The 18727-nt window shown below is 31.4% G+C and carries 19 protein-coding genes and 1 pseudogene; 4 read left to right on the forward strand and 16 right to left on the reverse strand.

Going from position 1 to position 18727, the window contains the following annotated elements:
* Positions 1-259: 259 nt before the first annotated feature.
* The 5 genes and pseudogenes from CN601_RS22510 to CN601_RS22535 all read right to left on the reverse strand — a co-directional run bounded on the left by CN601_RS22510 (position 260) and on the right by CN601_RS22535 (position 4664).
* Positions 260-685, reverse strand: a complete 426-nt coding sequence (locus CN601_RS22510) for a hypothetical protein (protein WP_098172380.1) — start codon at positions 683-685, stop codon at positions 260-262.
* Between the two features lie 443 nt (positions 686-1128).
* Positions 1129-1287, reverse strand: coding sequence for a DUF3953 domain-containing protein (locus CN601_RS28220; RefSeq protein ID WP_373604999.1), 159 nt, complete (start codon positions 1285-1287; stop codon positions 1129-1131).
* Between the two features lie 365 nt (positions 1288-1652).
* The gene (locus tag CN601_RS22525) at positions 1653-3239 is read right to left on the reverse strand and encodes a recombinase family protein (protein WP_257131790.1); all 1587 of its coding nucleotides are present in this window, start codon (positions 3237-3239) and stop codon (positions 1653-1655) included.
* A 98-nt stretch (positions 3240-3337) separates the two neighbouring features.
* Positions 3338-4342 (reverse strand): annotated as a pseudogene (locus CN601_RS22530) (KamA family radical SAM protein); the annotation flags it as partial.
* Positions 4343-4535: 193 nt separating this feature from the next.
* A complete protein-coding gene (locus CN601_RS22535; RefSeq protein WP_098121598.1) occupies positions 4536-4664 on the reverse strand; it encodes a YjcZ family sporulation protein in 129 nt (42 codons plus the stop codon).
* Positions 4665-5066: 402 nt separating this feature from the next.
* On the opposite strand from CN601_RS22535, the gene CN601_RS22540 reads away from it, so the two are divergent.
* Positions 5067-6026, forward strand: a complete 960-nt coding sequence (locus CN601_RS22540) for an LCP family protein (RefSeq protein WP_098172382.1) — start codon at positions 5067-5069, stop codon at positions 6024-6026.
* Positions 6027-6090: 64 nt separating this feature from the next.
* On the opposite strand, the gene CN601_RS22545 is transcribed toward CN601_RS22540, so the two are convergent.
* The 8 genes from CN601_RS22545 to CN601_RS22580 form a co-directional block, all read right to left on the reverse strand.
* Positions 6091-6447 (reverse strand): hypothetical protein, encoded by a 357-nt coding sequence (locus CN601_RS22545; RefSeq protein ID WP_098172383.1) that lies wholly within the window; start codon positions 6445-6447, stop codon positions 6091-6093.
* A 535-nt stretch (positions 6448-6982) separates the two neighbouring features.
* Positions 6983-7633, reverse strand: coding sequence for a histidine phosphatase family protein (locus CN601_RS22555; RefSeq protein ID WP_098172385.1), 651 nt, complete (start codon positions 7631-7633; stop codon positions 6983-6985).
* A gap of 43 nt (positions 7634-7676) precedes the next feature.
* Entirely contained in the window at positions 7677-9041 is a 1365-nt protein-coding gene (locus CN601_RS22560; RefSeq protein WP_098172386.1) for an NAD(P)/FAD-dependent oxidoreductase, read from the reverse strand.
* Between the two features lie 151 nt (positions 9042-9192).
* Positions 9193-9291 (reverse strand): putative holin-like toxin, encoded by a 99-nt coding sequence (locus tag CN601_RS27730; protein ID WP_257131791.1) that lies wholly within the window; start codon positions 9289-9291, stop codon positions 9193-9195.
* Between the two features lie 157 nt (positions 9292-9448).
* On the reverse strand, positions 9449-10546 hold the full coding sequence (locus tag CN601_RS22565) for a GerAB/ArcD/ProY family transporter (RefSeq protein WP_098172387.1): 1098 nt from the start codon (positions 10544-10546) through the stop codon (positions 9449-9451).
* A 121-nt stretch (positions 10547-10667) separates the two neighbouring features.
* A complete protein-coding gene (locus CN601_RS22570; protein WP_098172388.1) occupies positions 10668-10883 on the reverse strand; it encodes a hypothetical protein in 216 nt (71 codons plus the stop codon).
* On the reverse strand, positions 10880-12070 hold the full coding sequence (locus tag CN601_RS22575) for a Ger(x)C family spore germination protein (protein ID WP_179865660.1): 1191 nt from the start codon (positions 12068-12070) through the stop codon (positions 10880-10882). Before CN601_RS22575 ends, CN601_RS22570 begins: the two co-directional genes overlap by 4 nt.
* 50 nt (positions 12071-12120) lie before the next feature.
* On the reverse strand, positions 12121-13668 hold the full coding sequence (locus CN601_RS22580) for a spore germination protein (RefSeq protein ID WP_098172390.1): 1548 nt from the start codon (positions 13666-13668) through the stop codon (positions 12121-12123).
* A 217-nt stretch (positions 13669-13885) separates the two neighbouring features.
* Here CN601_RS22580 and CN601_RS22585 point away from each other — a divergent pair, with 217 nt between their 5' ends.
* Both CN601_RS22585 and CN601_RS22590 read left to right on the forward strand, forming a co-directional pair.
* Positions 13886-14116: a hypothetical protein gene (locus CN601_RS22585; RefSeq protein WP_098121607.1), complete on the forward strand. Its 231-nt coding sequence runs from the start codon at positions 13886-13888 to the stop codon at positions 14114-14116.
* A 175-nt stretch (positions 14117-14291) separates the two neighbouring features.
* A complete protein-coding gene (locus tag CN601_RS22590; protein ID WP_098121608.1) occupies positions 14292-14516 on the forward strand; it encodes a hypothetical protein in 225 nt (74 codons plus the stop codon).
* Positions 14517-14639: 123 nt separating this feature from the next.
* On the opposite strand, the gene CN601_RS22595 is transcribed toward CN601_RS22590, so the two are convergent.
* Positions 14640-14867, reverse strand: a complete 228-nt coding sequence (locus CN601_RS22595) for a hypothetical protein (protein ID WP_257131792.1) — start codon at positions 14865-14867, stop codon at positions 14640-14642.
* A 459-nt stretch (positions 14868-15326) separates the two neighbouring features.
* Between CN601_RS22595 and ric the strand changes: the two genes are divergently transcribed.
* On the forward strand, positions 15327-16034 hold the full coding sequence (gene ric, locus CN601_RS22600; protein WP_098172391.1) for an iron-sulfur cluster repair di-iron protein: 708 nt from the start codon (positions 15327-15329) through the stop codon (positions 16032-16034).
* A gap of 79 nt (positions 16035-16113) precedes the next feature.
* On the opposite strand, the gene CN601_RS22605 is transcribed toward ric, so the two are convergent.
* Both CN601_RS22605 and ade read right to left on the reverse strand, forming a co-directional pair.
* Entirely contained in the window at positions 16114-16803 is a 690-nt protein-coding gene (locus CN601_RS22605; RefSeq protein ID WP_098172392.1) for a Crp/Fnr family transcriptional regulator, read from the reverse strand.
* A gap of 185 nt (positions 16804-16988) precedes the next feature.
* On the reverse strand, positions 16989-18710 hold the full coding sequence (ade, locus tag CN601_RS22610) for an adenine deaminase (RefSeq protein ID WP_098172393.1): 1722 nt from the start codon (positions 18708-18710) through the stop codon (positions 16989-16991).
* Positions 18711-18727 lie beyond the last annotated feature (17 nt).

Here is an 18727-nt window from a genome sequence, read left to right on the forward strand (position 1 = left end):
AAAGTTTACGAAAACAGCCTATTTTTAAAATCAAACACACTTTAAACTATTATATGTACTTCGATTCCCTCGTTAATAATTCTTACTTAATTATCCACTTCATCTGAATTGTATAAATTTGGGGGAATTTCACAATTTTTCATATAAAGTCGCATAATCGATATTAAACTAATTATGACATTTAATTTAATTAAAAAAACTGCATCTAAGCAGTTCTTGATTTTCAACATGTGGAATGGTTAGTTACTTAATGAAGTTTCTATTGTTCCTTATATCCAAGCATTTTCTTTAATATTTTTGCTTCCGATTGATCAATTTTTCGATAATCTCCCATATCAATAATCGCACCATCATCAGTAAACCATATTCGTATTTCCATCAAACGGATCCCTTGTTTTGGACTATTGATAAACAAGTGTAAATCTGATTTTCCAAGGTCTTTTTTATTAACGTTAATTTGCTTAGCAAAGGTTAGCATTTGTTGGATAAAATCAATTTTGTCTTGATTATTTACATCATTAATAACCTTACGTATTTCGATCACACCTTGTTGACCTGGTTCTTCATATCCCACTTGTATCTCCCTTGTTGGTTTGTTATAAAGTAATTTCGCGCTAATAAAACCACCACTAAAAACAATTTTGATTAATAGTAGAAACCCAACGAACTTTATAAATTTATTCAAATAAATGACCACCTCTCAGTCTCACTATATGAATACTAATTTTATAAAATTTATTTTATTTTTACTTAGATAGAATTTTAATTCAAAAAACCCCTAGTACCTCATGTTCTTAAACTATTGTATTCTCTGAACATCAATAATTTTACAAATCAATATTATTACTTATTATGACTAAAATAACCGTTCCCACAATAAAAGTACCAATATGAATTAAGATTTTGTATCTTAGCTTATTTTTCACGTTGAAATATAGCTTAAATGTGAAATATAAAATAATCAAATCAACAAGTGTCTTAATCATTGAAACAACAAGTTTATTATTAATGTGAAGGACTTGATCACTAAACCCCTTAAAAAAATAATTATTTGCTATACCAATAATAGAAAAAACGACTAGATAAATAAAGAATCTAAATAGATTCATATAATACAACTCTCTTTCATTAATTCCATATGAAAAAATCTACTAAACACAACAAAGCTACAAAAAAATGAAAATATGTTCTTTTGTTGTTTAAGCGAAATTCTCTTAATCCTGACATCAAGAACACTAATCCTAAGATAAGGAACATATAATGTAGCATTAATTCCGTCTCATTCATTATATAGCCGTATATAGCTAGGACTACAACGACTAAAGGAAGTAATATACCTAAAATTGTTACTAAAAGTCTCAACAATATTTTCACCACCTGTTATTACAAAACTCTTTCCTAACTAATACTTAATTATATCTCTCGTGGAAGTGATTGTAATTTGGGGGAATTTAACATTTTTTATATTAAATTTCATTTTATCTTGGGCCAACTAAACTTTCACTATATTATTTTCATTTGAAGACATTTTTCCCTTTATCCTGAATAACTTGTATCAAGTATTTACTAGGAAATAAATATTTCATTTAGCAATACAATTAGTTGAGAAAACCCTATATTCGCAACAAAAAAACCTTTGTTAACAAAGGTTTTCAAATGTATTCTATTTCAATCGTAAAAGGCGCGTTCCGACGGATAGGATTATTTGGTGATAAGTTTTGCAGATCTGAGTCTAGCATCCGTTTATAATATATTTTACGTATAAACCTTTTCAAGTGCATATTGATTTCTATTGGATCTGCATTACCCTTTTCAATTTCATCCAGTACGGTTAAAACATTGGACAGCTTTTCTGTATCTGACGCAGAATGAGTATTTGCGAGTCTAACAGTCAATTCTTCATGTTCTGCTTTTAAAAATTCTATAGTATCGGTTATTGCTTCCTTCTTACTTGCTATTTCATTAACCGTAAATACTCCACTAATGGCTAATTCAATTAACTTGTTAAATTGTTTTGTTTGCTCTTCTATTTTCCCATTTAAATGGACTAATTGTTCTTCTAAATTGGTTGTTAAATCAGTTGTATCATTATTTAGTAGGCGTTCAATTTCTAATTCAATTTCATCTCTTAACTTCCCTACTTCTTGCATAACTAACTCTTCAACATAAATAGCATTTATACCAATATTCGGGCATTTTGTGCCATCATCCATTAAGTACTCGCACCCTTTAATGTAATAACTTGCATTTCGATTGTTTTTACAAATAACTAGCTTTCTACCACAGTTATAGCAAAAACATAAATCTTTTAATCTGGTTACACCTGTAACTGAGCTAGGTCTTTCTCTATTAATATTTGCCGTTTCTGCCCTTGCATCACGTATTCCATTAGCTTTTTCCCAATCTGCTGCAGTAACAATTTTGGGATGTGCATTTTCTACCTCTATCGTATTAACGTTAACATAAACATACTTACCATTTTGTTTAACTCGCTTACGATCATTAAACACAACCGTCCCCTTATAAGCTGGATTACGAATGATCCGTTTAATACTAGGTAAGTTAAACGCTTTACCTGTTGCACTTTTATATCCTTCTGCATTCAGTATGTCTCGTATACGATAGCTCCCTAATCCTTCATTATGCAGTTTAAATATGTAACGAATAATTTCTGCATTTTTCTCTTCTATTTCTAACCGTTTCGTATTTTTATTTCGTTTGTATCCAAATGGTACAGTACCACTAACGTGCATACCTTGTTTAACCATTGATAATTTATTATTTTTACTGCGAGCACCTATTAAGGAGTGTTCTTGTGAAGCAATTAAACTTCCAAAACGGTACATTAATACGTCGGATTGACTATTCGCCAAGTCGTAAATTCGTTCTCTAGTAATGATCGGCTTATTATAATCTACACATGTCTGCAATACTTTTTCACTAATTAGTCCATTACGGCTTAAACGGCTTAATTCTACTACCAAAATACCATCGTATAACTCGATTTCCTTTAACATTCGTTGTAGTTGGGGGCGTTCACTTAATTCGGATTTACCACCACTTAATACTTCTTGGTACAGTTCGAATTCCCATCCACATTCCTTAGCAAATTCCGTTAAAATGGTTCTATGGTTAAATAATGTGTCCGCATTTTCACCTTTCTTTTCTTGGGATATTCTTAAGTAAATAGCAACATGTTTTATACTGTTATTTATCTTACTTTTTTCTACGATACTCAATAATAATCCCCCCTAGTTATTATTACTGTTAGGATCGTTCAAAAATTAATATAAATATAAAAAATATAGGATTAAATAGTTCTGCATGATAAAAATGCAGTAGGTACTGCATAACCAGAAGTATGACCTCTCAAACCTTCAATGATCTCTAATCCTTTAGCTACTGGCGCTCTAAAATGACCAATCCCTTCTGATAAATCACATTGATAAATATAATATGGTCTGACTCTGATTTTTACTAAATCATGCATTAACTTTTTCATAATTGGTACACTGTCATTAATTCCAGTTAAGATAACAGACTGATTTCCTACTGGAACTCCAGCATTTGCAAGCATTTCACATGCTTTTTTAGCTTCTTCGGTAACTTCAATACTTGTATTAAAATGCGTGTTTAACCATACTGGATGGTATTTTTTTAAAATTTCGCAAAGGTTTTCTGTAATCCGTTGAGGAAAAACTACAGGTGCTCTTGTGCCAATTCTAATAATTTCTACATGATCAATTGCTCTTAAATTTTTTAAAATATATTCTAAAATATTGTCATTAATTAATAATCCATCTCCACCAGATATAAGTACGTCTCTAATTTCTTCTGTATCACGAATATAGGCAATTGCTTCGTCTAATTGTTTTTTTGGTACGCCCATTCCAATTTGGCCTGAAAAACGACGTCTTGTACAGTAACGACAATACATTGAACATTGATTTGTCACTAAAAAAAGTACTCTGTCTGGGTATCGATGTGTTAAACCTGATACTGGACTATCGTCATCTTCTCCGAGCGGGTCTTCTGAATCATATTTTGTTTTATTTAGTTCTTTACTAATTGGTACAGATTGCATTCGAATTGGACACCGTGGATCAGTAGGATTCATTAATGAAGCATAATATGGAGTGATATTTAAAGGAATGGTTTTTGTGGATATTCTAACTCCTTCTTCTTCATCCTTTGTTAAATCAATCACTTGCTTCAAATCATCCAAAGTTCTTACAGTATTCGTTAATTGCCATAGCCAATCGTTCCATTGTTCATCGGTAACGTCTTTCCATAAAGGAATATCCTTCCAATGTCTTTGCGGTTTATAAAGCTGATTTTTCATTTATGGTCCTCCTTGTTTAATAGGACAAATTGAATAAACTAATTTAAGTAGAATTTCTAGTTATATACCTACTTCTTTATATGCAATTTATAAAAAGATGGTGAAAAAACTACTAATTGAATTCATAGTTAGAAATGAAATAAACCGACTAACTTGTTGTTAGTCGGTTTAAGTGGCTGACGCTCAATAGTTTTTAGCAATTTACAAATGAAGCACCGATGATAATTAATAAAATAAACAATACAACGATTAGCGCAAATCCTCCGCCGCCACATCCAAAGCCACAACCGCCACCGCCGTAGTAAGGTGAATAACCTTTCATGTATATTGCCTCCTTCAAATACATATTAGAAATCACAATAAAGTATATGTAAGGTTCACAATCCTTGTTACATGGGCATTCGTCTATATTTTAGGTAAGATTTAATCAATTATCATTAATACTCAATGAATGACTACTAAAATGGCATTAAAAAATTATAAAAGTCCAATCGTAAAAAGAAAAAGTCTCGAGAAAATAATTTCCCAAGACTTTTTCTACTCTCAATTAGATTGCGAATTAATAACAAAAAAGACCTACGTCAATTGAAGTTTTATTGTACAAATAGTCATGATTATTCTTTATTCTCAAATCAGTTATGTATTATCAAAATATTTGATGGGAAATATAAACTAAATTACATACAAATAAACTTACTTATTTACATAGAAGGAGTAATAGAATATGTTGAAATTTTTTCGAATATGCCTCCTTTCGATCCTTGTTTTTTGTCTAGTTGGTTGCCAAATTAAACCTTCAAATGAGGGGCGAAATGAAGCAAATCATAAAAATAGGTCAGAAATGAGCTTTAAAAATAAGCTGTTAAAAAACTCTTTATTTTTCCTTGTCATCGGTGTTGATTCTCGTGGTGAAAAAAATTCTAGATCAGATAGTATTGCAGTTGTTCAATATAATGTTGAGGACCGTACTTTAAAGGTAGCTTCAATTTTAAGGGATTCATATGTCAAAATTAAGGGCTATAAGTATGGATATGGAAAAATAAATCAAGCCTATTATTTAGGTGGTGAAAAACTACTAAAGGATACAATCTATCGTAATCTCGGTATTCCAATTGACCATACAGTCATCATCGATTTTAAAGGTTTTGTTGGCATCGTAGATACGCTAGTTCCAGAAGGTATAACGGTAGATGTAAGTCAATCTTTAATTGATGATATGAATTTGAAAATGAAACCTGGAAAAAACAACTTACATGGTGAGCAGCTTTTAAAATACGTTCGCTTTAGACATGATCAAAACAACGATTTTGGAAGAGTCCAACGTCAACAGGAAGTATTATTAAAAGTAGTAAGTGCTGTTAAAGAAAAGTTAAATACATTCGGTGGTATTGCTAGAGTTCCGCTTTTACTAGACGAAACAACAAAATATGTCTCCACCGATCTAAAGCTAGAAGACATACTTTCACTAGCCTCTATTGCATTTACTCAACCAATTGAAAAAATTGATCGCTTAAGTATTCCAGTAGATACCGGATATACGAATGAAACTGTAGAACACTCGGGGGCAGTACTAAAGTTAGACTTGACTAAGAACAGGCAATCAATAAAACAATTTTTTAAAGCTCCTTCACCTGTCATTAAAAGTAAAAATAGTAATGGGCAAAAAAAATTAAAGAATAAATGAAAATTTGAACTACAAATTTTCATGTAAAAAAGCAAATCAAAAAGGTAGGGGGATCCCTACCCTTTTATTCTCTAAACCCTCTACCGATTACTTTCTGTTTTTCACCATCAAAATACACTGTTATATCTCCTAATAAATCGCTGTTTTTCACTTTAAATGTTACTGCATACACTTCTTTTCCATCGTATTTCATATCGATTAGGTGTGCGATATCTTTTGTAACAACTTTCCTTTCCACTACACCATCTGGTTTGTCATTCACTAATTCAGTTCTGTCACCAGCATCAAGGCTATCATATGCCATTTTTGTAATTGATAAGGAGTGTTCTTCTTTTACTGTTTTTTTTGTATTGTTGATACAACCAGCTAAGATAAATACTATTAATGTAATGCTTACTACTATTAAATTTAGTTTTTTCAAATTCATCTCCTTTATTGTGATTTGTTATTAACTATTCTTTTTACAAATATTAAAAACCTTTTAATATTTTATAATTACCAAAATCGCATAGAGCAACAACAATGAATATTGTGGCATTTTAAAACACGAGATTTAGGTTTAGAATTTTTGATAAAAATAGGCAACTAATTTTATGCTAATTAGTTGCCTTTTCTTTTGGTGTTTTCTTGTTTTCTTCCCGCGCAGAGACTTCTTTTTTGCTTATTTTTATGGTTTTGTATCGTTTTTTTAGTTCTTACTGTCAAATTCATTGTTTTGTCTTGATATTTCTCTGAATCACTCATTTTTATTCTTAAATGAAGGTCTTATTTGCAGTTTACACGATTTTATTTGTAGTTTTACTATTTTTAATTGCAGATCCTTCAATTTTATTTGCAGTTTTAGCTTTTTTATTTGCAGTAGTAAGAATATATTTGCAGTTTTAGCCTTTTTATTTGCACTTTCACAAAGTTTAATTGCACTTTTCACCTTTTTGTTTGCATTCCAACATTATCAATTACTGATTAAAAGAAATCACTTTATATGTTTCAGATGAATATTCCAATAATGTAATACTAGCGTTCTTTATTTCTAATTCAATATTAAATTCCTCTGAAAATTTTTTTACGATATTGCGTATTGTATTTCCATGAGTGACGATTAAAACATTTTCATCGTTTTTATTGTTTTCTATAATGAGTTCATCAAGGCCTTTTTCTATACGATTCCATAGCTCACTATAGTTTTCGGCATGATGGTATGGATCAGATTCTTTAAAAAAATTTGTTATATCTTCAAGTGTTCGATTTCGCAATAGATCCCCAAATGAAGAATAACCATTATCTTTTGCAACTTTACCTAAGGCTACAGCTGAAAATTCTCCTTCAAAACTACCAAAAAAAGATTCTCGAAAGGCTTTTGTTTTTCTGATGACAGGTAGTTCGTAATTGTTTTGTTGTAAAATTAATTCGGCCGTTTCAACCGTTCTGCCTGAATCACTTGTATAAACGCGATCAAATTGAATATTGGATAATCTTTTACCACAATCAATCGCAACAATTTTTCCTTCTTCTGTTAATGGACTATCGGCCCATCCTTGCATTCTTTTATAGCGATTTAAATAAGTTTCACCATGTCGAATTAAATATAAATGAATTTTATTTGTCATAGAATCACCTACAATTTGAATTTTTAAATCTTAAAAGAAATTTTCATTTAGTTACTTCAAGTTCACTTTTTTCTTTATTAGCCAAAAAACCACCTAAATAAATTCCATTAGCCGCTGCTTGAGATAACGAATGTGTAACGCCTGAAGCATCGCCAATGACAAATAATCCGTCTAAACTAGTTTGAAAGTTTAAATCTGTTTCAATAATAGGAGAATAAAACTTTCCATCGATCCCATAAAGGAGAGTATCTTTATCAATCGTTTCTCCTATAAATTCTTCTAATTGATTTAAAAATCCTTGTAAAATAGTTAAATAAAATAAGGGTACTTCTTTCGTTAAATCACCGCAGTCTGCACTTAATGTAGGTTTGATACTGTTTTCTTCCATTTTTACTTCAGTAGTTGGTTCTCCACCTAGTAGATCACCTAATCGCTGTACTACGATTCTATCTGAATCATTATTAATTTTGCCTATGATTTTACTAGCATAAAGATTTGCTTCTTTTAAAGAAGGAAAATAGTTAGGAGTGAACAATGTAAAATTTAAATTAGTTGTTCCGGTCTCTTTTTCTTTAAAATTTTGTCCATCAGGCATGACTAAACCTTCCTGAAACTTTCGAACGATTCTACCTTTTGGATTCATGCAATATGTAGTTGAAATAACATCATCATATTCAAACGCTAGTTTTGTTTCAAAAGTATCTTCCAAAATTGAACGCAATTGTTGTTCTTTCATTTCAACTCTAATTCCTAAATCTAGACGAGTTTTCCCTTGCTTAACATCGAGATTTGTACATTGCTCTTTTAACCAATCTGTTCCAGATCTACCAGTAGCAAAAACAACATTTTTAGATTCAAATTTACCTAGATTCGTATGTATATTGAATGTATTCATTTCTTTTCTCAGATTTTGAATATCAACTTCGAAACGAATATCAACTTTACTTGCTAAAATAGTATACAAACGTTGAAATATTTCTGTTGAAAGCTGTGTTCCAAGATGTCTTACTTCTGTAGTTAACATTTGCAAATTACAATCTTGCGCTTTCTTTGCTAGCTTTTCATTTACAGTCGAATATTTTTGTACCGAGTCAGCACCGAAAAGGCATAATAATTCATCAACTTCATCCATTAATTGTATTAACTTTTCTTTTCCTACTTTTTGGGCCAATTCTCCACCAAAATCACAGGAATAATTAAATTTACCTTCTGATTTCCCAAGTCCTGCAAAGCCATAAAATTTACCACATACTTCACAATTACAAGTTTCCCCTCGGTCGAGTCCACACGTTCTATCCTCTAATGATTTTCCTTTTTCAAGTATTAATACCTTTTGATTTGTTTGTAATAATGTATATGCTAAAAAAATACTACTTACACCTGATCCGATTATTGTAATATCATACATTTCTACATCCACCTTCTTAACTTTTTCACTTAATCTAGTGTAATTGTACAATAATTATTTTAGATTAAGTGAATTTTGTATAAAACTGAAATAAAAAAAACACGCTTTTATAGCGTGTTACAAGGCTTACTATCTAATATCATGAGCGTCTTTAAGAATCTTTATTTCGATCCTTTTCTTTAAATTCTAAAATGGCGATTACAAACATTCCAAAGCTAATCATTAATGATAAAACTTCAAAAGTAACCATTTTAACGCCTCCTTACTTTAAGCCTTCCCGGAAGCAAGTTTGTCCTATACATGCTAATACACAATATTTTTAACAGTTCAAATTGTGTATTTCTTACCACTTTAGATTAACTTTGTTATGAAAATTTTATTTTAGTTCCGATTGGATTGATAAACACTCAATTTTCGGTTAGCTTTTGAAAACTTCTTTTAAATAGCGAAAGTAATAACAAGAATAAAGGAATTATGGTTTGAACAAAAAGAGCATAAAATGGGAATGCTGCGGTTTCATAATGACTAATTTCAACTGTACTAGGCAATGACCAAAAGCAAAATTCAACAATTAGAATCCCAACTGGTAATACGATTGGACGGTAATCAGATAGATTCAATAACTGAGCAACGACTAGTACCGATGCGTAATAAAATATAGATATTTTAACGAATGTTCCTAAAATCCATACTGCCATAAAGATTGCCTCTAAATGTTCAAAAAAATTGGCAATACTAATATATCGGGCTACATTCATTAAAGGATAGACTTTGTAGGGTGTTGTTGTTCCAAGAACTGCATAGGCTGACATATTCACGATAACTAAAGTAATCATTACTGCAAATACAGTCCAAGAAATTGATTTTGGCCCTTTTTTAGAATCCTTTAAAAATGGAAGGAGAAAGATGATTAAAAAAAATTCTGTAAACCAGCCTTGTAGTATGATTGACCCTTTAAATGAAGGCATGAATCCATCTTCCATTATAGGCAATAAATTGTTGAAGTTAAAATCTGGAAGTAGTAAGAGTAAAAGTAAAATAAGGGTAATTATAAAAATCGGCACAAATAAATCTGCCACTCTTCCTAGTAATTCAATACCTCCTCGAATCGCAAAAGAACAGACTAATATCATAGATCCCGTTATAACAACTACTGGCGTATGAGGTAGAAAGGAGTCGACCACAAATTCTCCATAACTTCTAGTAATTAAACCTGTAGTAGGAATGTAAAATATCAAAAATAGTAATCCAACTATTTTCCCAAAGAAGCGACCTACTATTTCCTGGCTAAATTGAATCACTGTTTGATTCGGGTATAGTTTATTTAATTGAATTGCTATGAAAACAGTTAAAAATCCGATTAAGCACGCCCAAATCGGTGACAGCCATAGATCTTGTTTAGCGTATTGAGCAGTGAAACTAGGAAGCATGAGAATAGCTGTAGCAATTATGGTTGGATACAGCATGAATGCCATTTGAAGCGATGAAATTTTACCTTTCTCCATTGTCTACCTCCTTTTTGGAATATTGCTATGACCGAAGTTTAGATTATTTTTTTCATAGCTCTACTAAACAACCGCTCTCAAATAATCTTGTTCCTTTAAGAATTGTAAAATTGATCAGTAATTACATATATTTTTCAAATGGTTTAAAAAGAGCTTCAACCCATGTAATTGGTCCAGCCATTTGCTGTAGATTAAACAATGAAAAAATCCATGCTAATAAAAGGATCAAAACAAAGCCAATCTGATCTTCTTTAGGAGCTAATTTCATTTTTTTCCATTCAAAAAAGAAAATTAGAGCTACAATTACTGTTGTACAAATAAAAGAACCCCACCTCATTTATTCCGAACCTCTTTCTCAGGTATTGCTCCTGGTTTGTTAATATATCCTTGTCTTCGAATGTTTGCATCGACGTCAATTTTTACTTCTACAGTAGGAAATTTCTCATCCCAGTGATTTTCGACTTTTTTCCATTGTTTCGGATAGGTTCTGTGAAACTCATCTGCGAAACCGATAATATCAGTTTTAAGATTTTGTTGAACTTCCTTAAGAGATTGTTCTATGCCATCTTTAATCTTTTCTTGAAATACTTTTTCTAGTTTCTTTTTAAGTAGTTCATTTGAATAATCTAGGTCTGTTCCATTTTGGACAATAGCGCCATTTGCCTTAACTTTCACAAGCATTTTCCATTTATCACCCTGAATTTCTGGTACAAGCTTTGTACGAAGCAAAACGGGATACAATGACACATTACCTTTCATATCAACAGATTTTAATGTTACAGTAAATTCTTTCTGTTCATTTCTTAATAATAGAACTCCTCTTGTTTCACGTTCCGAAATCTGTCCAATCATTTTATCCTTTTTAAAAACAGCCGTACCGATAATGGCTGGTAGACTATTGGATTGATCTGAGTCCTCATTCTTTGGTGCTGACTGTATTTCTAGTAATGGAATAGCAGCTGCATTTGCTTGGCTTGTTAACATTGCTTCAAAAGACTGCAAATTGACTTGCATTGAAAATCGGAAATCGGATAGTCCCATAATTGTTTCGGCTGAATATCGTTCTATGGGAGTAGACAACTCGAGTATTTTCTTTGGATCAATTTTACTCACGAATAAATAGGCTCTTTCCCTTGGTTGAGGATGACGAAGTAAAAAATCCATTTGCTCTTTTACCCCTTTTTTAGCTAACTCTTCGCTAAAAATGTATACCTCACACTGCCCCCAAAATATTTTACGCGGTAATTTCGTTTGCAGTTTTGAGATTGCATCGGCAATATTTTTTCCTTTTTGAGATCTAACAATAGTTAATGAACTTTGTTGACCTACTCCAGCTTGTCCATTACCAGAACTTAAATTTTTCGGAATAATTACTTGAGTTGAAAGTTCAATCGTTTTATCATCTATTCTATCTATGGCTACTGCAGTGACAATGGCTAAATCATTTATTTCCAATCGATCCCAGCAACCACTTAACAATAAAATCGATCCACATAAGGATAACAAATAGAGAACACGTTTCATTAATTGATTCTCCTTTCGTCTTTCCTTTAAATTTTTTACTAAAGGCCATTTCATTTATCATTTTTTGGTGATTGCCCGTCGGTTTGACGGTTTAAATTTGTCTTTCCAGTGAGATGAGGCCGTGTATCCATCATCCAAAATGGTGCTCTCCATAAGACATCCTTTAGTTCTTCAGTTTTAAGCGGAGCAAGTGGAGATAAATATGGAACACCAAATGAACGTAAGCTACATAAATGGATGACGATCAGGATTATTCCTAACATGATTCCAACTAACCCTAATGAACCAGCAAGCAAAATCATCGGGAATCTGAGCAAACGGATCGCAATCCCTGCAATATAACGAGGCAACATGAATGAAGCTATTCCAGTAATCGCTACTACAATTACCATTGGTGACGAAACCAAACCTGCCTGAACAGCAGCTTGACCAATTACTAAAGCACCTACAATACTTACGGCCGCTCCTATTTGTTTAGGTAATCGAACTCCTGCTTCCCGCAGTGCTTCAAATGAAACTTCCATAATCAATACTTCTACAATTGATGGAAAAGGAATTGGTTCTCGAGAAGCTGCCATACTTAGCAACAAATTAGTTGGTACCATTTCTTGATGAAAAGTCATAATCGCAACATAAAATGATGGAAGCAAAAGTGAAATACCAAGAAATAAATAGCGTAACCATCGAATCGCTGAACTAACGATAAATCGTTGATAGTAATCTTCATGTGATTGAATCAATGAAAAAAATGAAATGGGTGCAATTAAGCAAAATGGCGTTCCTTCAACTAAAATGCCTACCCTTCCCTCAAGTAAATTAGAGCAAACTACATCTGGACGTTCTGTAGACAAAATCTGTGGAAAAGGCGAAAAAGGATTATCTTCAATCAATTCCTCAATGTATTCACTTTCCAAAATTCCATCTACTTCAATACCTGTTAATCGGCTAACGATTTCATCGATTAGCGTTTGATCTGCAATACCTTCTATGTAGGTAATAACAATTGTCGTATTCGTATAGCGCCCAATTTTCAGCGATAGCATTTTAAGTGAAGGACTTTTAATAATTCTACGTAATTGAGATTTACTAATTTCTATCGACTCATTAAATCCCTCTCGCGGTCCTTTAATGCCAACTTCAGCTGTTGGCTCCTCTATTGAGCGTTTTTCCCACTTTGCAAGCCCTAAAGAAAACCCAGCTTTTACACCTTCTGATAAAAGAATTGGATTGCCAGATGAAATTGAATCAATACATTGCTGAAATGAAATGACCTTATTCACTTTAGAAACTGGAATTTTATCCTCAATTACATCATTTATTGATTGCTTTGTGGTTATTACTTTTTCCATTAGTGGCACTAAAACAAAATTTTCAATTCCTTCTTTATCTGTTAGGCCTTCAATATAAATAATCGTTGCCCTAGTATTTCCGAATAGTAAAAATGAACGAAAAATTACATCTGAGCAATTATCAAAAATTAATTCGAGTGCTTCGATATTTTGACCATAATTGTCATATAGGGGATCTTGTCGAACATTTATTTCGTCATTCTTTTTTGACTTAAACGTTCTTAGCAATTTATGTTTATTTCGAATCAAATAAGCCCCCCCTTTTTTGCAGCATTGTCTTTTCTATAATTTTCTATTTTTAACTTCTATATACGGAAATTATTGGCAATTTTAATTATACTTTGCTGTCGATTGACCCAATACGAAAAAAGCGAACTAGGAAAAGGATCTTTTACGCTTTATAAACTTAAATTCTTGCGTATTTTTTTTATAAGTTGGAACAATATCATCGATAGGAGGAATCAATATGGATCATTATGAAGCATTTTTAAGTAGTAAAAATTGGATTGATAATGATTTAGATGCAAGATTTATCAATTTAAACCATCCATATGCAATCTTAATTTCTGGAGAAGAAGGACAAATTACTTTAAGAGGTAATAATGGTACTGATAACGGACAAAATGGTGAAGAAATTTTTTCCTTTACTTCTTTAAAAGAGCTGCAGGAATGGTTTGAAGATAATATTGGAGAATGAATACTACATCCTTAAGAAGCAAAACGATTTTTACTTATTTAAAATGAAAAATCCCACTCATGCCAAAATTAAATTATTGGCTGAGTTTTTTTACTTTATAGAAATGTTAAAAATACTTAATACAAAAAGGATATTGAATATTATGTAACGAATAATGTCATTGGAGGTGTTTGATATGAGTAGTAAGCTGAATGAATTAAATCAGAATAAAGAAGATTTGTTTTTAGAGGTAATAAGTGAAATGAAAGGCATACAAATTGAATTGTTAGAAGAGATTCATCGATTAAATAATGAGGTTAATTTCCTTCTATCCGTTGTCATGCCAACAATTCATAAAGAAAGTCTAAATAATGATCAATTAGCCATGTTTGGCGAAATCGTATTAAATAAAAGAACTTAAGTTGTCGTCAAAAACGTTTAATCCAAACCCTACCTTTTAGATAGGGTATTTACCTGACTAGCTAGATTATTAACTTATCGAGTTGTTTTCAATGTGAAATTTTAATATTAATAAAACTAAATTTTAGTGATTCATTTTTTTAGAAAATACCTTTCCGTTATTTAATTGACACCAGTCTAGATCTGTCGTATCACTATATTTCCCGTTAAATTCATTTATCGAAAGAAATACTTCAATCGTACCTTTTTCAAGTTCTAAAAGAAGGGTATATGGAGTTAATCCGTACACGTTTGAAACTGCAATCAATTCACCTATATGGATTTTTTCTGAAAAATCTATCTTATCACTCAACACAATCTCTCCTTATGCATTGTAATACATACTCTTCACATTTAGTTCGTCTTTATCATTCGTTCTTTATATAAAAATTTCTTCATTATAGATTTTGTTGATTTGAATAGAATTAACCCTAAAAAAATCAAAATGACTCAAGAATTGCTTGAGTCATTTTCAATCTGTTCAAATATATCTCAGCTTTTTATGATTTTAGTGACTAACCCAAGTAAAGAAATCCTATCCTTTGTCCATTTTGTGAACTAATTAACAATATGACTTATACCCTTTTGAACTAGATTTTTTAAAAAATCCCCCTGTATACCTTCAAAATAAAGAACTCTACAAATAATTTATTTACTTTTTCATATTTTCACTTTAATAAAAAAACCAAAACTTGTGATATATATCACAAAGAATTGTTCATTAAATTGTTATTCTTTTTCTAGTTAGAAAAAAAATGATGGAGGCTTTTTTATGAATCAACTATTTAATGAATTTGATAAAATTAGCAAGATTGTTACCGAATTTCCAAAGGCTAGTGACCTTTTTAAATCATATCGAATTGATTTTTGCTGTGGTGGTAATAGACCACTAATTGAAGCGATTAAAGAAAAAAATTTGAACGTTGAAGAGATTTTAACAAAATTAAATACACTTTATCATGAATCGAAACAAATAAACGAAGCAAATATTGATTATAATAAAGCTTCAAATAAAGAATTAATTACTCATATTGTGAACAAACATCATCACTTTTTAAACGAAGAATTACCACTTTTAAGCCCTTATGTAACGAAAGTAATGCGAGTTCACGGTCAATCTCATCCTCATTTAGTACGCTTACACAAATTATTTTTTGACTTAAAAACAGAACTGGAACAACATACTTGGAAAGAAGAAGCAGTAGACTTTAAGCTAATATTAGAGCATGAACAAAATCCAACTGCTGAAAATCGTAATAAACTAAATAAAATCGTTGAAGAATTAGAAAGTGACCATAACTCTGCTGGTAATATCTTAAAGGAATTACGTGAAATTACGAATGACTTTACACCTCCAGTTGACGCTTGTGGAACTTATCGTCTTGTCTATCAAAGACTTGAGGCTCTTGAGGCTGATACGTTCCAACATATCCATTTAGAAAATAATATCTTATTTAATCGAGTAATCGAAAGAGATTAATCAAATATTACGGGTTTAAAAATATGTGAAAACTTATAAAGGCATATGAAATTTAACTTCATATGCCTTTTTTTTATTCTTAATAAAGCTCATTTTCGAGTTTGTCTATATTTATGATAAAAAAACCTTCAGAATCCATGCTAATTACTTCTTTTTTTCTTAATTGATTGATTGTTCGATTAACCGTTTCTCTTGATGTACCAATCATATTTGCAAGCTCACGATTGGTAAAATGGGTTGTTATTTTAAATTGATTACTATTTAATGGTATTCCATTTGACTTACATAGTCGTCTTAATAACATTGTGATTTTATCGTATGAATTATGTAGTGTTTGTTCAACTAACCTAGCTTGTAAATCAACAATCTTTTCGCTAAGAAACTTAAATAATTTAATGCATAATTCAGGATGTTTAATTAGAATTAGCTCAAAATCTGCAATTGGTAAAACAATTAATTTGGCAGCTTTAATAACTTCAGCATGTGCAGGAAAAGTACCTTTAAGAAATAAACCAACATGAGGAAACATTTCCCCAGCTTGTGGAATCGAAACAATTTGCTCTTTCCCTGACTGATCATTTATATGTATTTTTATTTTACCGGAATGGATAAAAAATACTCTGTCTAGACTTTCTCCCTGCATAAAGACAAATGATTTTGCAATATATTCTCTTGTATATGAAATGTCCACAATAGATTGAAGCTCATCATCTGTAAGGCCTTTAAAGAGTGGAACATTTCTTAAATGGTTAAAAATCACTTCTGACATGCATTCTTCTCCTCAATCCATTTTAACCTGATTGTATATCGAATGTTTCTCATTTACTATTGTATAAGAATTTCATCAATTCTATTTAAAAATTCAAATTTAATTTTAGGTAATGTGACCTTCAAACTGTTTAAACTTCAAAAAGACCCCAATTCTCGGAGTCTCATTTAGTACAGTATTCTATTTTACTCATTTACCAAAACAGGAATAAATTTAAATTCATTTACATTAAATAAACCTTTAGTCGTAATTTTTATACTAGGTATAACTGGCAATGCAAGGAAAGATAAAGTTAAGAAAGCATTAAATGTATTGTTAGGTCTGATTTTTAACAATGAATTCTCAATTTGATGTAAACCTGCTTCTACTTCTTCTGCAGACTGATTACTCATTAATCCTCCAATTGGCAATGGTAATTTAACGATTACTTTTCCCGAAGATACGACGACAATTCCACCGTTCATTTCTTCAATTGTCTTAATCGCTACATACATATCCTCATCATTCATGCCGGCAACTATTAATTGGTGAGAATCATGAGCAACGGTCGTTGCGATCGCTCCATCAATTAAATTTAGGCCTTTAACAATTCCTAAACCAAGTTCTTTTTCTGAATGATAGCGATCGATTACTGCTATTTTACATAAATTTTCTTTTGCACTTGGCTTGAATGAATTATTTTCAATCGTGATTTTATCAATTATATGATTTGTAACGATACTATTCGGATTAATTTCAATAATGTTAGCGAACGTTTGTGAGTCTGTTTTCAACTCAAAATCTTCAATCTTTATATCACCTAAGCTTAATTTAGATTCAATCAATTTTGACTCTTCATTTTTAATAAAATTGATATTTTGTCTATTTCTTACGATAAATTCATTTTTACACCATACATCAGTAATTTCTACTAATTCTAAATCACTTAAAAATACAAAGTTTGCTTCATATCCAGGAGCTATTGCACCTTTTTGTTTTAAACCATAGCAAGTAGCTGGATTTAAAGTCGCCATTGAATAAGCAGTTACTGGATGAATCCCATATTCGATTGCTGTTCGAATACAAAAATCAATCGAACCCTCTTTCATGATATCGTCTAAATGTTTATCATCAGTACAATACATAATACGCCCAGCATTTCTTTCATTTACTGCAGGTAACAAATCCTTTAGATTTCTTGCAGCGGAACCTTCTCTAAATGCAACATACATCCCTACTCTAAGTCTTTCAAGTACTTCTTGAACATTTGTACATTCATGATCTGTTGAAATACCAGCATAGGAATATGCGTTAATTTCATTTTTAGTTAGTCCTGCTAAATGGCCATCTATAGGCTTTTGATACTTATGTGCTAAATTTAATTTATCCATCATCTGTTTTTCCATCGCCATAACAGAAGGATAATCCATTACTTCTGCTAAACCTAACACTCTTGGATGACTCATAAATGGCTCTAAATGCTCTGCATAAAGTACCGCTCCCCCTCGCTCTAACGAAGTTGCAGGAACACAAGACGGTAGCATCACCCGAACATCTAATGGAATATTTTCCGAAGCATCTAACATCATTTTAATCCCATTAACCCCAGCAACATTTGCAATCTCATGCGGATCTGTTATGACAGTCGTAACTCCATGTGGTAGGACTGTTTTTGCATATTCACTAGGTAAAACCATAGAGGACTCGATATGAACATGCGAATCAATGAAGCCTGGTGAAATATATTTACCATCTGCATCTATTACTACATTCGCTTCATACTCACCGATTCCAACAATGATCCCATTAGTTACAGCAATTGAATCCTCTATTATTTCTTTCGTAAATACATTAATTATTTTTCCATTTTTTATTAAAAAGTCAGCTTTTTCAGCCTTTGTGGATGTTTTCATTTCATGTAAGTTCATTTGCTTATTCCTCCTAA

Origin of the sequence: Bacillus sp. AFS017336 (genome assembly GCF_002555445.1) — a bacterium.
GTDB lineage: Bacteria > Bacillota > Bacilli > Bacillales > Bacillaceae_G > Gottfriedia.

Coding starts and splice junctions, on each gene's coding strand:
- CN601_RS28220 (WP_373604999.1), bottom strand. CDS start 1,287: ATGAATGAGACGGAATTAATGCTACATTATATGTTCCTTATCTTAGGA.
- CN601_RS22535 (WP_098121598.1), bottom strand. CDS start 4,664: ATGAAAGGTTATTCACCTTACTACGGCGGTGGCGGTTGTGGCTTTGGA.
- CN601_RS22540 (WP_098172382.1), top strand. CDS start 5,067: ATGTTGAAATTTTTTCGAATATGCCTCCTTTCGATCCTTGTTTTTTGT.
- CN601_RS22555 (WP_098172385.1), bottom strand. CDS start 7,633: ATGACAAATAAAATTCATTTATATTTAATTCGACATGGTGAAACTTAT.
- CN601_RS22560 (WP_098172386.1), bottom strand. CDS start 9,041: ATGTATGATATTACAATAATCGGATCAGGTGTAAGTAGTATTTTTTTA.
- CN601_RS27730 (WP_257131791.1), bottom strand. CDS start 9,291: ATGGTTACTTTTGAAGTTTTATCATTAATGATTAGCTTTGGAATGTTT.
- CN601_RS22565 (WP_098172387.1), bottom strand. CDS start 10,546: ATGGAGAAAGGTAAAATTTCATCGCTTCAAATGGCATTCATGCTGTAT.
- CN601_RS22570 (WP_098172388.1), bottom strand. CDS start 10,883: ATGAGGTGGGGTTCTTTTATTTGTACAACAGTAATTGTAGCTCTAATT.
- CN601_RS22575 (WP_179865660.1), bottom strand. CDS start 12,070: ATGAAACGTGTTCTCTATTTGTTATCCTTATGTGGATCGATTTTATTG.
- CN601_RS22585 (WP_098121607.1), top strand. CDS start 13,886: ATGGATCATTATGAAGCATTTTTAAGTAGTAAAAATTGGATTGATAAT.
- CN601_RS22590 (WP_098121608.1), top strand. CDS start 14,292: ATGAGTAGTAAGCTGAATGAATTAAATCAGAATAAAGAAGATTTGTTT.
- ric (WP_098172391.1), top strand. CDS start 15,327: ATGAATCAACTATTTAATGAATTTGATAAAATTAGCAAGATTGTTACC.
- CN601_RS22605 (WP_098172392.1), bottom strand. CDS start 16,803: ATGTCAGAAGTGATTTTTAACCATTTAAGAAATGTTCCACTCTTTAAA.
- ade (WP_098172393.1), bottom strand. CDS start 18,710: ATGAACTTACATGAAATGAAAACATCCACAAAGGCTGAAAAAGCTGAC.